The sequence below is a fragment of the Vibrio sp. 10N.286.49.C3 genome (genome assembly GCF_041469545.1).
Lineage (GTDB): Bacteria > Pseudomonadota > Gammaproteobacteria > Enterobacterales > Vibrionaceae > Vibrio > Vibrio tasmaniensis_A.
On the sequence record NZ_JBFRKT010000030.1, the window covers coordinates 1 to 15,157 of the forward strand.

The window sequence follows — 15,157 nt, forward strand, 5'->3', positions numbered from 1 at the left end:
GCTCTGGCTCTGGCTCTGGCTCTTTAGTTTGTGATTCGTCGCTAGACTCGTCAACAAGAAAAGCATCAGATTCAAAGTTTTCATCGCCTAACAGCGCGGTAAAGTAATCATCGATTGCTTGTTCACTCGATAAACTTGGTTGCGTCAATGTCGATTCGTTATTCGCGCTCATTTATCGCTAACCTCTCGAGATAAATAAGCAGCTGTTTATAAGCAAATACACCACGGCTACCCGATGCGAAATGAGATGCTGGCAAACGTTTTAGACTGGCATCGCGAAACTTGGTATCAATCGGCACAGCAGAGGTCCAAACTTGGTTTGGATAGTCATCTTTAAGCTGAGTCAATGTTTGCAATGATGCTTTCGTTCGCTTGTCGTACATCGTCGGGACAATCGTCACCTTAAACGGTGTTTTGCGAGACTTCTGCATAATGGTTAGAGTGCGAATCATACGCTCTAAACCCTTCATCGCCAAAAATTCAGTCTGTACCGGAATCAAGATACGATCACTGGCAGCCAACGCATTCACCATCATCACACCAAGAATAGGCGGACAATCGATAAGCACGTAGTCATAGTCATCTTTCAAAGCGGCTAAAGCACGCTTTAAGATCAAGCCCATACCACTTCGATTTCCCATTACACGGTCTAATGTCGCCAATGACATGTGTGCGGGAATAATATCGATACCTTCAATTTCGGTCTGTATAGTCAACGCTCTCACAGCTTGCGTAGAAAACTCACGCAGCTGGAACAGATCAAACAGGCTCGATTCCACCGTATCTGAGTCGTAACCCAGATAGGTGGTTAGTGATGCATGTGGGTCAGTATCAACCAACAACACACGATGACCCTTTAAGGCGAGTAAGCCAGCTAGGGTCACTGTCGTCGTCGTTTTCCCAACGCCACCTTTTTGGTTTGCAACACTCCAAACAATCATGTCGATTTACCTAAGCTAACCCAACTTCGACCAAAATCCGTTCCGCAACGCGGTCTAGAGGTAGGTCTTCAGTAGAAATGCCAGCTTTTGCTACAGCTTGAGGCATACCATATACAACACAACTATCTTCGTCTTGCGCCCAAATGGTCGAACCCGCTGTTTTTAACATGCGAGAACCTTCTCGACCATCAGCACCCATACCGGTCAGTATCATAGACAACACTTTATCGCCGTAGATCTTAGCTGCAGAACCAAAAGTGACATCCACACAAGGCTTGTAGTTCATTCGGTCACCACCATCGATAATCTTCAGACGCGCCGAACCCGGGCGACCATCAATCATCATTTGCTTTCCGCCTGGAGCAAGATAAGCCACCCCAGGTTTCAACAGGTCTCCGTCTTGAGCTTCACGAACTTCAATCTTACACAAGGTATTCAAGCGGCTAGCAAAAGCAGCGGTGAACGTTGCTGGCATATGCTGCACTAACACAATCGGATGCGGGTAGCTGGCAGGGATGCGTGTCAAAATTTTCTGTAGTGCAACTGGCCCACCAGTAGAAGTACCAATTGCAGTTAATTGATACTTTTTACCCGAAGCTCTGAATTTCGCGGTTGAAGCAACCGCTGGTTTAGCAGCAGGGGCTGTTGCTGAAATAGATTGGCGCAATGGCGCTGATGTTGACGCCGTAGCTGTTGCGGTAGCTCTTGGCGCAACAGGAGTGCGTCGCATAAACGCGCGTTTTGCAGCAATCTGAATCACGCGCTGTTGAAGCAATGCGACAGCATCGTCACGGTTACGAGCGATGTCTTCAAATTTCTTAGGTAAGAAATCTAGAGCACCAGCATCTAACGCATCTAACGTTGCTCTTGCACCATCATGCGTTAGCGATGAAAACATCAAAATAGGCGTCGGAGACGCAGCCATAATTTCACGAACGGCAGTAATACCGTCCATGACAGGCATCTCGATGTCCATGGTAATTACGTCAGGTCTTAGCTTTTTCGCTTTCTCAACCGCTTCTTTACCGTTTACTGCTACATCGATGACTTCTAGGCGAGCCTCCGAGTTGATGATCTCGCTTACTCTACGACGGAAGAAGCTCGAATCATCAACGACTAATACTTTAATCGCCATATTTATCCTTAAGTTAAATTCTTGATGCAGCTGCGTACTGCTTCAACAAGTCCGGCACATCTAAAATCAATGCTATGTGACCGTCACTTGTAATTGTCGCACCTGCCATTCCTGGCGTGCCTTGAAGAAGCTTATCAAGTGGCTTAATAACCACTTCTTCTTGGCCGATAAGCGCATCGACAACAAAACCAACACGTTGACTACCAAGTTGCACAATAACAACATGACCATGACCTTGACGTCCTTCAACAAGACCTTCTTTAGGTGTAAGCCAATTTTGTAAGTAGAACAGTGGAATAGACTTATCGCGAACGATGATCGTTAGCTGGCCATCAACCACGTTTGTGCGGCTTAGGTCTAGGTGGAAGATTTCATTTACAGAAGCCAGTGGCAATGCGAACGGGTGACCCGCAACACCGACCATTAAGGTTGGTAGAATCGCAAGTGTCAACGGAACCTTAATGGTTATCTTGGTGCCTTGGCCCATCTCTGAATCGATATCAATAGAACCATTCAGTGTGTTGATCGCTGTTTTCACAACGTCCATACCTACACCACGGCCAGAGATATCTGAGATCTTTTCTTTACTTGAAAAGCCAGGAGCAAATATTAGATTGAAACACTCTTTATTTGTTAGGCGAGACGCTGCATCATCATCCATCAGACCGCGCTTAACCGCGATAGCACGAAGCTTATCAGGGTCCATACCGCCGCCATCATCAACGATAGCCAGTTCAATGTGGTCGCCTTCTTGAGAGGCAGACAGAATCACTTTACCGGTTTTAGATTTACCCGCAGCAACACGGTCGTCCGGCATTTCGATACCATGATCGACAGAGTTTCTCACCAAGTGAATCAGGGGATCAGCAAGTGCTTCTACTAAGTTTTTATCAAGATCCGTTTCTTCGCCACGCATTTCAAGAACGATGTCCTTCTTCAAGGTACGAGCAAGGTCACGGACAACGCGAGGGAAGCGACCAAATACTTTCTTGATCGGCTGCATACGCGTCTTCATTACTGCACCTTGTAGGTCAGCAGTAACAACATCTAAGTTAGAGACAGCTTTCGACATTTCTTCGTCGTTGCTGTTTAAACCTAAGCTAACGAGGCGGTTACGAACCAATACTAGCTCACCCACCATGTTCATGATGGTATCCAGTGTTGATGTATCAACACGAACTGTGGCTTCAGCTTGCTGCTTCTTCGCAGGCGCTTTAACTTCAGCTTTTGCTGGTACGCTAGGCTTAGGCTCTGCTTTTACAGCAACAGGAGCAGGCTGTGGTTTAGGAGCGACTTTCGGCGCAACAGGCTCAGGCTTCGCTTGTACAGGCTTAGTCGCAGCATCCAACTCTTCAATTGAAGGGCCGTTACCTGAACCGTGTAACTGGTCAAGTAAACTCTCAAACTCAGCATCAGTCATTAGGTCATCGCCTTCAGACTTTACTGGTGCTTTGGCTACAGGAGCGACTGACGAAGGTGGTGGCGTTGAGCTTGCAGCTGTCGGGCTTTGACCTGCACCATGCAACTCATCTAACAACTTTTCAAATTCGTCGTCAGTAATGTCACCACTCGCAGCAACTGGCTGAGGTGCCACAGGTGCTGGCGCTGGTGTGTCTACAGATGATGTCGTTGGTGAACCACCCTTACCGTGAAGTTCATCAAGTAAACGCTCAAATTCATCTTCAGAAATATCATCCACGGAAGATGCACTGATGTTTGAACTTTCAACAGTAGGTTCCGGAGCAATAACAGGCTCAGGAGCTGCAACGATAGGCTCAGAGATAACCGGTGCTGGAGCTTCTACTGCCACAACTTCATCTTCAGACTCTGGCTTACAGAGGCGATGAAGTTCATCCAGTAAAGATTGGTCTGCTGGTACTAAAGCTTCCTCATCTTGCACGGCTTTAAACTGTACATTGACTGTATCTAAAGCCTGCAGCATCGTATCCATCAGTCCTGATGTTACACTGCGTTGGCCATTTCTTAGAATGTCGAACACATTCTCAGCACCATGACAAGTATCCACCAGCTCGGTCAATGCTAGGAAACCAGCACCACCTTTTACTGTATGGAAACCACGGAAAATAGCGTTTAGTAGTTCTTTGTCGTCAGGGTTATTCTCTAGCTCTACCAGTTGTTCTGATAGAAGTTCGAGGATCTCTCCTGCTTCGACTAAAAAGTCCTGAAGAATATCTTCGTCTAAATCGTAGCTCATACGTTACCTTTAAAATCCAAGACTGGATAACAAATCGTCGACTTCATCTTGAGATGCAACAGCATCCTCACGAGCTTCTGGGTTCATGATCGGACCCTCTGGAGCAATAGATGACTTCTTATCTGTCTCTGGTGTTGGTTCTATTTGATTCGCACCGAATACGGTGAGAATCTCTACCAGACGTCCTTCAACCTCATTCACCAAGGTAATAACTTTGCTAATAATCTGCCCAGTTAAATCTTGGAAATCCTGAGCCATCAAGATTTCAGTCAGTTGTCCACGTAGTTCAGTACTATCACCTTCTACTTGGACAAGTAATCCATCAATGCGGTGGCATAAAGCTTTGAATGTTACTAGCTCAATGCGGCCATGCATCAGTTCATTCCATTGAGGCCTTACTTGAAGTAAACACTCGTGTAAATTAGTTGCAATTGGCATACAGCGATCGACAGCGTCCATCGTTTTGTTCGCCGCAACTTCCGTTTTATCAATGACATATTGAAGGCGATCCCTGGCGTCAGGGATTTCATCATTTGCGATAACGTTAATACGCTCGTCAAAGTTGAATTGTGTCAAAGAATCATGGAGGTCACGAGTCAGACTGCCTATTTCTTGAAGCATTGGGTTATCTTGAAGATTAAAATTATCTTCATAAATGCTTCTAACAAGAGAATCAGCACCTTGCTGCTCGTCGTTTTCAAGCAGCTCTACTAATTTTTTTGCTTGTTCTAATGAAATCATCCTGAGTCCGGCCTTACTCCGCATAGTTTGTGACGCTTCAGCTTTAGAGGTAAACGGGAAACAAAAAAGTTAATGTCTCTCTATGAAGCGCCTGAAACAGGTTATTATGAGTGCTTATAAACGCTCAAAAATCTTGTCGAGTTTCTCTTTTAGAGTTGCGGCAGTGAACGGCTTCACAATGTAACCATTAACACCCGCTTGCGCTGCTTCGATGATCTGCTCACGCTTAGCTTCTGCTGTGATCATAAGCACTGGAAGGTGCTTAAGTTCAGCGTCTGCACGGACGTGTTTTAGAAGATCAATACCTTGCATACCCGGCATGTTCCAGTCAGTTACCACGAAATCAAATTCGCCTTTTTTCAGCATAGGTAACGCGGTCAAGCCATCGTCTGCTTCTTGAGTGTTGTTGAAACCTAAATCACGAAGTAGGTTTTTAACAATTCGGCGCATCGTTGAAAAATCATCAACAATGAGAATTTTCATGTTTTTGTTCAAATTAGCCTCCACTGAATAAAATCAGTGTTGTTAGTCGTTCTGTGTCCAAGCACTTAACTTAGTGCGTAAACGCTGCATAGATTGGCTTAGTATTTGGCTGACACGAGATTCGCTGACACCTAATACTTCCCCAATCTCTTTTAAATTGAGTTCTTCGTCGTAATAAAGCGAAAGCACGAGGCCTTCTCTTTCCGGAAGTTGTTTTATCGAGTCGATCAAAGCTTGGCGGAATGATTCATCTGCAACCCCTTGAAAAGGCGTATTATCTTGAGAATCTTCATTCGGAGATATTACATCATCAGAGACACCTAAGTCTTCTATCCCTACCAATTTTGAGCAATTAATATCAGTTAAAGCACTGTGATACTGGTCTAAACTCAGCCCCATGTGCTTTGCCACCTCAGCATCACTGGGATCGCGATTGAGAGTGCCCTCTAATTCCGCGATTGCACTACTGATTTCTCGATTGTTTTTATGAACCGATCTCGGGACCCAATCCCCGCGGCGAATGTCATCCAACATTGCTCCACGAATTCGAATACCTGCGTACGTCTCAAAGCTTGCGCCTTTGGTACCATCATAGTTCTGTTGTGCTTCAATCAGGCCAATCATGCCGGCTTGAATCAAGTCATCAACTAATACATTAGGCGGTAATCGCCCCAACAAATGATGAGCGATACGCTTAACCAACACAGAGTACTTCTCAAAAAAAGCCTGCTGGCTATTGTGATTAGCATGTTGATCGTAAGTAAGCGCTTTATTCACCAAATGGTTCCTCTATAAATTCAGTACGGTTCAGCAGCCTTTCAACAAAAAACTCCAAGTGTCCGCTTGGTGTTTTTGGTATTGGCCAGGTCAATGCCTTATTAGCCAAAGAGCTGATTGCCAATGCAGCTGGAGAGCGAGGAAACGCATCGACTACGATTTTCTGTCTCTTAACTGATTGACGTACTTTATCATCTAAAGGAATACATGCTACGAGTTCGAGGCTCACATTCAAGAAGCGCTCTGTGACCAAAGTCAACTTTGCAAATAATTCTCGGCCTTCGCGGTAGCTTCTGACCATATTTGCAACAATTTTGAATCGCTGAACTTGGTGCTCTCGGCTCAAAAGCTTGATCAATGCATATGCATCAGTAATCGACGTTGGCTCATCACAAACCACCACAACCACGTCCTGCGCAGCTCTTGAGAAGCTGATGACCATATCGGATATACCCGCTGCGGTATCAACCAATAAGATATCCATCTCGTCTTCAAGCGAACCAAAAGCACGAATCAATCCAGCGTGTTGAGCGTGTGAAAGTTCAGTCATGCTTTGTGTGCCTGATGTCGCTGGAATAATTTTAATTCCGTGCGGCCCTTCGACAATCGCATCCTTAAGTTCACACTCGCCAGCCAACACATGCCCAAGATTTCGTTTAGAACGAATGCCGAGCATGATGTCTACGTTAGCTAATCCTAAATCGGCATCCAGCACCATGACTTTCTTGCCTTGGCGAGCCATACAAATAGCCATACCTAACGTTACATTCGATTTACCCACGCCTCCCTTGCCACCCGTTACAGCGATAACTTTTGTGAGTGAAGGCTGGGTTAAGCGACGGAGGCCGCTAGCTTGATCGTGTATCATATTCTCATTCATATTTATCCGCCGCCTAGAGCCCTTCAGAATCGCTATTCCAGTAATGAGGTTCATTCTCTGTCGATTTTTCTAATAACTCATTGGCCTTAGCAATCATGTACTTTGGCTGAGCAATAACGATATCTTCAGGAACTCGTTGACCATTTGCTATATAAGCAACTGGCAATGCATTTTGTATTACCACACTGATGAACTCACCCAAACTAAGCGATTCGTCCAGCTTCGTCAGGATACATCCCGACAGCGGGATTCTTCTAAAGTGTTCAATGGTTTCTTGTAGTACTTTGCGTTGCGCGGTTGCGGGTAACACAAGGTAACTATTGATAACGGAACCACTCTCTTGCATCAATGTGTCTAACTGCTCAGATAGGCGAACATCTCGCTGCCCCATACCTGCAGTATCGACTAGAATCAGGCGACGATTACGTAACTGATATATTACATCGGCCAATTCACTAGAATCTTTAGCAACTCTTACAGGACAACCCATAATTCGACCATAAATCGATAACTGCTCATGTGCACCTATGCGATATGTATCCGTTGTCACAAGCGCTACGTTGTCTGCACCGTACTCCATTGCTGCGCGGGCTGCGAGCTTAGCAACGGTTGTTGTTTTACCTACGCCAGTCGGGCCAAGTAAGGCCACAATACCGCCGCGTTTTAAAATATCTTTTTGTGTTACTGAGATTTGATCAGCGACCAGAGCAAGCAAGGCTTTCCATGCTCGTGCTGGTTTTGTGTCTTCTGGAATGTAACAGGCCATTTGATCGGCGAGTTCTGCCGAAACACCCATACGTTCTAGGCGCTTGATAAGCATCGCTCGCAAAGGTTCGCGACGTTCGACTTCTTGCCACATGAGCCCAGATACTTGATGCTCTAACAAACGACGAATTGAAGTCATCTCTTCACGCATCGTCTCCATTTCTGCATCTGAACCTTTCGACTGAGGGTTTTCACGACCACGATCATAACGGGTAGGATCCAAACGAGGTGCTGGACGCTCTACTCTGCGATCTTCGGCAATCAATTTAGATAAACCCGTTTCACGAGCAAAGGCCGAGTCAAGGCTGCCGCTAGAATGCTGGCTACTCTGAGGTTGATGACCGTTACTTGACTGGCGATTGAGCAATGCTGATAACGAGTCTTCGTTTTCAGCGCGATGTTGTTGCTCATCGTCGGCGCCATGACTGTATTGCTTTAGCATATTCGCAAAGCGCTTGGTCATTGAGCGTCCACCTTCTGCATTTGGCTGGATGCTAACCTTGTCATCATCTAATTGACGACGCCCAGTTGGCAATTTGGGCTCAGACATTTGAGTGTACTGGCTTTGCGTAGGCTGCTGAGGTTTATTGAGTCTGGGACTTGCTGTCGACGGGCTGGAATCGCCATCAATAGCGGCAACAATTTCCACACCACCTGCGACCTTTTTGTTAGACATGATCACCGCTTCTGAGCCAAGTTCTTCTTTAACTTGGAGCAGAGCTGTTCGCATATCTTTTGCAAAAAATCGTTTAATTTTCAATTCGATCGTCCGTTCTAATTAGGCGGCTTAATTACCAACAGCTTGTACTATGCGTATCTGCTTTTCGTCTGGTATCTCTTGGTAAGATAATACTCTCAAGCTTGGGATCGTGTTTTTCACGAACTTAGCCAGAGTCGAACGTAAAACACCAGAGGTCAATAATACCGCTGGCTCACCTTTCAGTTCTTGCTCTTGTGTCGCGTTACTGAGTGAGGTCTGTAAACGTTCGGCTAAACCAGGTTCAATACCAGCAGATTCTCCGCCGGATGCCTGCATGGTTTGATGCAAGATTTGTTCCAACTCGGGAATTAAGGTTATAACTGGTAATTCTGGCTCTATACCATTGATTTCTTGAACAATTAGTCGTTTTAGTGAGATACGAACAGCTGCAGTTAATATGTCAGGTTCTTGACTCTTAGAAGAGTACTCCGACAAAGTTTGGACAATGGTTCGAATATCACGAATTGGAATCGCTTCATTCAGTAGGTTTTGCAGAACTTTCACAACCACACCAAGCTGTAATTGATCCGGTACAAAACCTTCCACCAGCTTAGGTGTTGATCGGCTAAGCATCTCAAGTAAGTTTTGAACTTCTTCGTGGCCAATCAACTGTGAAGCGTTATTCGTTAACTGCTGGCTAAGGTGTGTGGCTAGTACGGTTGAAGAGTCTACAACCGTATAACCTAAGGCTTGTGCGTGTTCACGCTGCTCTTCACGAATCCAGACCGCTTCAAGGCCAAAGGCAGGGTCAATCGTCGGCTCTCCATCTATCATCCCATAGACTTGGCCAGGGTTAATCGCGAGCTCCATGTCCGGCTTGATCTCAGCCTCACCAACCGCTACCCCCATCAGGGTAATTCGATAGCTGTTTGGTGTCAGTTCCAGATTATCGCGAATGTGTACTGCTGGAATCAAGAAACCAAAATCTTGAGACAGCTTTTTCCGTACACCTTTCACGCGCTCAAGCAATTCACCACCTTGGTCTCTATCGACCAAAGGAATCAAGCGGTACCCCACTTCGAGACCAATAATATCTACCGGTTGAACATCATCCCAAGACAGTTCTTTTTGCGATGCGGGCTTATCACCATTGGCATTAGCGGTTGCAGGTAGATTTTTCTCTTCTACCTTTGCCTTGTTCTTTTTATCGATAAAGTAAGCCCCAGCCCCAGCAACCACAGCAAGGCTCAAGAAGGAGAAATGTGGCATACCAGGAACAATACCCATGATGCCGAGGATAGCAGCGGTGATCATTAGGGCTTTAGGATTATCGAACATTTGGAAGACAAGTTGTTCGCCCATGTCTTCATCAGTATTTTGACGCGTTACCATCATCGCCGCAGCAATAGAAAGTAACAGCGATGGAATTTGTGCAACCAGACCATCACCGATAGTCAGTAGCGTATAGATTTCGATGGCTTCACCAAAACCAAGGTCAAACTGAGCCATACCGATACTCAAGCCGCCAATGATGTTGATGAACAATATCAAGATACCGGCTATTGCATCGCCTTTAACAAACTTAGATGCACCGTCCATCGAGCCGTAAAAGTCAGCCTCTTTGGTCACTTCAAAACGTCGAGTACGAGCCTGATCTTGGTCGATCAAACCCGCATTCAAGTCGGCATCGATTGCCATCTGTTTACCTGGTAGGGCATCTAGGGTGAAACGCGCACTTACTTCCGAAATACGACCCGCACCTTTGGTTACAACCATGAAGTTGATGATCATCAAAATCAAGAACACCACTAGACCTACCGCGTAGTTGCCGCCGATAACCACGTTACCGAAGGCTTCGATAACGTTACCGGCCGCGTCACCACCTTCGTGACCATGAAGCAATACCACACGCGTCGAAGCAACGTTCAAAGCTAATCGAAGTAGAGTCGCAATCAAAAGTACGGTCGGGAATGCAGCGAAGTCCAAAGGCCTGCGGGTATAAACCGAAACCAGTAACACAACCATGGACAGTGCAATGTTGAAAGTGAAGAACATGTCCAACAAGAAGGCTGGTATTGGCAACACCACCATAGCGAGCGTCGCAAGTACCATAACGGGTGCGCCAATTGCAGGCATCGCACGATTAGGGATTTTAGGCAGCTTGTCCGCAAAAGGCAGGGAGAATTTCATAAGTCTAGACAGTTTCGCTATGTTGTAGCCATCTCACTAAGCTATTTGAGGCTCAGGTCTAAGCTATGTTGCTATGATTTATAGTGCATAGGTTCAAATGCACAGGTTTATAATACTAAGCTTTATATGCTCGGGATTTATAACGCTAGGATTTATAATGACTGGGCTTATAATACTCAGATTTACAATGCTAAGGTTATTAATGATCGGCTTATAATATTCGGGGTTGATATAGCAAACACTGTACCAACACTTTTCGTCAAATTATTGCCATCGCCTCTCTAAAAAGAGGATTAGCTAGCCCGCTATTATCAGGGTTCATCAAGCAGAGCTCAAGCAATTGATCTAATGTCGTAAATCAGGTGGGATCGGCATATTAGAATCTTGGAGTTTTGGCCTCTCTCCGCCTCGTTTTCGGTACTGTTTCAGTTGAAACACATATGCAAGCACTTGAGCAACTGCTGTAAACAGACCGTCAGGAATTTGTTGTTCTAGTTCGGTAGTGTGATAAAGCGCCCTAGCCAATGGTGGCGCAGGAACAATATAGATGTCATTTTCACGGGCAATTTCACGGATCTTCATTGCCATATGATCAACACCTTTCGCAACTACAACGGGGGCTTTGTCTTGATTCTGCTTATAGCGTAGAGCCACCGAGAAGTGCTCCGGGTTGGTCACTATCACATCCGCTTGAGGTACGTCAGCCATCATACGGCGCTGGGCAGCCTCTCTTTGCAACATACGAATGCGGCCCTTAACTTCAGGCTTACCTTCAGTATCTTTGTGTTCATCTTTAATTTCTTGTTTGGTCATCTTCAGCTGATCGGCGTGTTGCCAAATCTGGAACGGGATATCAATCGCCACCACGATAAGTAAAGAGCAGCTGATCAGCAGAATAAAATTAAGCAAGATATCTAAAGCGTGGAAGATATTCTGTGGGTATACCTCCATGCTCAGTTGCATTAAATCGTGTTGAGAAGCTTGAATAAGATAGATGGCCATTCCCGAAACAAGTGCCACTTTCAAGATAGATTTCAACAGTTCAACCCAACTCTGCAGGCCAAACATACGCTTAATACCACTGAGTGGGTTTAGCTTAGACGCCTTAGGCATCGCCGCCTGCATAGAGAAATTAATCCCCCCGACACCCGCTGCACCAATGACGGCTGCAACAAATAAGGTTATCAGGATTAAGAACAGCGGGAACAACAGGTTCACTAATGCGCCACCTGCAATTTCGAGGAGTTTTGTGGTATCAAAAACTTCTTCCCGACTCAGAGAAAACAGACGTTGCATTGTTTCGAACAAAGCTTTCGCCATCGATTCACCAAACCACATTAAAGCAATCGCACCAACAATAAGTACTGACGCCGACGCTAACTCTTTTGACCTTGCAACCTGCCCTTTCTCTTTGGCCTGTTGCAAGCGTTTGGGCGTGGCGTCTTCCGTGCGTTCTTGACCGTCTGACTCTGCCATTTTAGTCTCCTAGCACTCTAACCTGATTAGACGACATATCTGTTGTTCGGTTTGTATCCAGAATAACTCGTAGTGACTAAACAAGCCGCCAAGGATATACCAACAAAGCAATAGGCCCACGAGTAGCGCAAATGAGAAACCCAAAGAAAAGATATTTAGTTGAGGCGCCGCACGCGTCATTACACCAAACGAAAGGTTAATCGTCAGCAGCGCAATAATACCAGACAATGACATTGCTAATGCTGTTTTGAACATGATACCCAACCACAGAGCAAGCTCTCTATAATCAACAGAGGTCAAACTTCCACTGCCAATGGGTAAAGTCTTAAAGCTGAACACCACCAGCTGCAGCATTTTCAAATGACCGTCAGTCTCCAAAAAAAACATGGTCGCTAGCAACATAAACAATTGGCCCAGTACTGGCGTGTTTTGCCCGTTAGCCGGATCCACCATAGAGGCGAAACCCAAGCTTGATTGCATACCCAAGATCTGGCCGAGCATTACGAAAGTTTGAATCATAAATTGGGTGACAAACCCCATGGCAACGCCAATCACGATTTGTTCAAATACAGTCAAGAAACCTTGGAAAGAGAGCAGTTCAATCTCTTTAGGAACAGCGGGGATCGCAGGCATCACCGCAAAGGTGATCGCTAAACCTAAATACAGACGAATACGCGGCGACACAAAGCGTGCACCGGTTACTGTCATCACCATCAGCATGGCTGAGATGCGAGTGTAGGGCCAAAAATAATTGGCTAACCACTCTAGTACAAGGCTCGTTGGGTATTCCATATCGGTTTAGTAAAGAACTTGTGGCAAGCGTTCGATGAGTTCGAAAAAGAACTCCATCATCATTTGGGTCATCCAATGTGCAAACATCATCAACGCTAATAACGTCACGATCAAACGTGGTAGGAAACTTAAAGTTTGTTCATTGATCGAAGTAGCCGCTTGGAAAACAGCCACAACCAAACCAATCAGCAGGCTAGGAATAATTATGGCGCACACCATAATTAGTACCATCCAAAGGGCATCTTGGAACAAATCTACGAATATTTCAGGATTCATGCTTCCCCCAGCTACAAGGCAAAACTGCCGGCGAGTGTGGAGAGTATCAAATTCCAACCATCAACAAGGACGAACAACATCAACTTAAACGGCAACGATACAATCATTGGGGACAACATCATCATACCCATGGCCATCAAAACTGATGCCACTACCAAGTCGATAATTAGGAACGGCAAGAACAACATAAAGCCTATCTGGAAAGCTGTTTTCAATTCAGACGTGATAAACGCAGGAATCAGAACCGCCATTGAAACATCTTCTGGGTTAGTTACTTGCGCACCGGATATCTCAACAAAAGTTTCAAGATCTTTGATTCGAGTCTGTTTAAGCATAAAAGACTTAATCGGCCCTTGGGCAACATCAAACGCCTGTCGCGCTGATATCTGTTCATTCAAATAAGGCTGAACAGCTTGTTCATTTACCTGACGGATTACTGGCGACATGATGAAGAAGGTCAGAAATATCGCAATGCCAATAATCACTTGGTTTGAAGGTGTTTGTTGAAGACCCATTGCCTGACGCAAAATAGACATCACAACCACAATGCGGGTGAACGATGTCATCAAAATAACCATCGCCGGCAAGAAGCCAAGCATGGTCATTAACGCAAGAATTTGCAGGTTAATCGAGTAGTCTTCACCGCCATTGGCATTGGTGGTCATGGTAAATGCAGGTATGCCGCCACCATTACCGGTTAAGCTACCAGTGGTCATAGTCTTCGATTTGGCTTGATCTTGCTGCATCGTACTGATGGTGACCGACTCAGATCCAGCGGTATTCGCAGGAATGACAGTGCCATCTTCAACCTGTGCAAATACTGACACGCTAAATACGAGAGAGCAGAATATAATGAGCTGAACCAACCACACTTTCACCGTACGGAAAAATCCGGCATGGCAAAAGTAAAATGGATTCAAAAATCCGTTACTTGTTTGCATCTTTTTTTATTAGCTGGGAAAGCTGACTTGAAAATGTACTTTTTTCCAGCATCTCCTGAGTAAGAGGTTTATCGAGCTTAGAGATCAGCTGAATCGATTGTGTGGTAATGCCTACCAAGAACTGTTCATCACCCGCTTGTACAATAGCGATACGTTCTTTTGTGCCTACCGGAATTTGCCTAATAATAGCCAAACCTTGTTGATTCGACATCGCAGGCACTTGCATTCGCTTCAGTAGCCAAGCAATAAATAAAATGAAGGCTATAACGAAAATTAGCGACCCAAAGGTGGTCGCTAAATCGAGAGAAGGAGGCGTTGCCGCAAAGGCAATAGAAGGAGTAGCAAGTAGCCCTACTCCCAAGACTCTGCGAAACAAACCTGTCATTCCGAGAGAAGAGCCCGCCAGTCTTTGAGACAAAAAGCTCATTAACGCAACTTCTTAATTCGTTCTGTTTGACTAATAACGTCTGTCAAACGAATACCAAATTTGTCATTCACCACAACCACTTCTCCATGAGCAATCAGAGTGCCGTTAACCATCACGTCAAGTGACTCACCAGCAATTCTATCTAGCTCAACAACCGAACCTTGGTTCAATTGAAGTAAGTTACGGATACTGATTTGAGAGCGGCCGACTTCCATTGAGATAGTCACTGGGATATCCATAATGGTATCCAGCTTACGACGCTCATCTTCTGAAATTGGAGACGATGAGTCGGTTAACTCATCAAGTGGTGCCGCGAGAACATCATCAACATCGATTGACGGTGCTGAAGGGTCTTCACCAAGTGCTGCAGCCCATTCGTCTGCTAGCTTTTGATCTTCACTAGGTTCCATTACCAATT

General features: G+C 45.4%; 15 protein-coding genes and 1 pseudogene. All 16 read right to left on the minus strand.

Annotated elements, in window-relative coordinates; all coding sequences use genetic code 11:
• Positions 1–172: pseudogene (locus AB4180_RS13850) on the minus strand (chemotaxis protein CheW); the annotation flags it as partial.
• Positions 159–941, minus strand: a complete 783-nt coding sequence (locus AB4180_RS13855; RefSeq protein WP_009848532.1) for a ParA family protein — start codon at positions 939–941, stop codon at positions 159–161. The gene AB4180_RS13855 and the pseudogene AB4180_RS13850, both read right to left, overlap by 14 nt.
• A gap of 10 nt (positions 942–951) precedes the next feature.
• Entirely contained in the window at positions 952–2,076 is a 1,125-nt protein-coding gene (locus tag AB4180_RS13860) for a chemotaxis response regulator protein-glutamate methylesterase (RefSeq protein WP_009848533.1), read from the minus strand.
• A gap of 13 nt (positions 2,077–2,089) precedes the next feature.
• Positions 2,090–4,291: a chemotaxis protein CheA gene (locus AB4180_RS13865; RefSeq protein WP_102250117.1), complete on the minus strand. Its 2,202-nt coding sequence runs from the start codon at positions 4,289–4,291 to the stop codon at positions 2,090–2,092.
• A gap of 9 nt (positions 4,292–4,300) precedes the next feature.
• Positions 4,301–5,032 (minus strand): protein phosphatase CheZ, encoded by a 732-nt coding sequence (locus tag AB4180_RS13870; RefSeq protein WP_017101967.1) that lies wholly within the window; start codon positions 5,030–5,032, stop codon positions 4,301–4,303.
• 114 nt (positions 5,033–5,146) lie between these two features.
• A complete protein-coding gene (cheY, locus tag AB4180_RS13875; protein ID WP_012603445.1) occupies positions 5,147–5,515 on the minus strand; it encodes a chemotaxis response regulator CheY in 369 nt (122 codons plus the stop codon).
• Between the two features lie 42 nt (positions 5,516–5,557).
• Positions 5,558–6,292 carry an RNA polymerase sigma factor FliA gene (locus AB4180_RS13880; protein WP_009848537.1) on the minus strand — a complete coding sequence of 245 codons (735 nt, stop codon included), beginning with the start codon at positions 6,290–6,292 and terminating at the stop codon, positions 5,558–5,560.
• A complete protein-coding gene (locus tag AB4180_RS13885) occupies positions 6,285–7,172 on the minus strand; it encodes a MinD/ParA family protein (RefSeq protein WP_009848538.1) in 888 nt (295 codons plus the stop codon). Before AB4180_RS13885 ends, AB4180_RS13880 begins: the two co-directional genes overlap by 8 nt.
• Positions 7,173–7,185: 13 nt before the next feature.
• On the minus strand, positions 7,186–8,697 hold the full coding sequence (flhF, locus tag AB4180_RS13890; protein ID WP_102250118.1) for a flagellar biosynthesis protein FlhF: 1,512 nt from the start codon (positions 8,695–8,697) through the stop codon (positions 7,186–7,188).
• 27 nt (positions 8,698–8,724) lie between these two features.
• On the minus strand, positions 8,725–10,827 hold the full coding sequence (gene flhA / locus AB4180_RS13895; protein ID WP_009848540.1) for a flagellar biosynthesis protein FlhA: 2,103 nt from the start codon (positions 10,825–10,827) through the stop codon (positions 8,725–8,727).
• A gap of 345 nt (positions 10,828–11,172) precedes the next feature.
• Positions 11,173–12,303: a flagellar biosynthesis protein FlhB gene (gene flhB / locus AB4180_RS13900; protein WP_009848541.1), complete on the minus strand. Its 1,131-nt coding sequence runs from the start codon at positions 12,301–12,303 to the stop codon at positions 11,173–11,175.
• Between the two features lie 9 nt (positions 12,304–12,312).
• Entirely contained in the window at positions 12,313–13,095 is a 783-nt protein-coding gene (fliR, locus tag AB4180_RS13905) for a flagellar biosynthetic protein FliR (RefSeq protein ID WP_009848542.1), read from the minus strand.
• A gap of 6 nt (positions 13,096–13,101) precedes the next feature.
• Positions 13,102–13,371: a flagellar biosynthesis protein FliQ gene (gene fliQ, locus AB4180_RS13910; protein ID WP_009848543.1), complete on the minus strand. Its 270-nt coding sequence runs from the start codon at positions 13,369–13,371 to the stop codon at positions 13,102–13,104.
• Positions 13,372–13,382: 11 nt separating this feature from the next.
• Positions 13,383–14,312: a flagellar type III secretion system pore protein FliP gene (fliP, locus tag AB4180_RS13915; RefSeq protein WP_198592268.1), complete on the minus strand. Its 930-nt coding sequence runs from the start codon at positions 14,310–14,312 to the stop codon at positions 13,383–13,385.
• A complete protein-coding gene (gene fliO, locus AB4180_RS13920) occupies positions 14,299–14,739 on the minus strand; it encodes a flagellar biosynthetic protein FliO (protein WP_102250119.1) in 441 nt (146 codons plus the stop codon). The genes fliP and fliO overlap by 14 nt, the downstream gene beginning before the upstream one ends.
• Positions 14,739–15,149 carry a flagellar motor switch protein FliN gene (gene fliN / locus AB4180_RS13925; RefSeq protein ID WP_004739851.1) on the minus strand — a complete coding sequence of 137 codons (411 nt, stop codon included), beginning with the start codon at positions 15,147–15,149 and terminating at the stop codon, positions 14,739–14,741. The genes fliO and fliN overlap by 1 nt, the downstream gene beginning before the upstream one ends.
• Between the last annotated feature and the right edge of the window lie 8 nt (positions 15,150–15,157).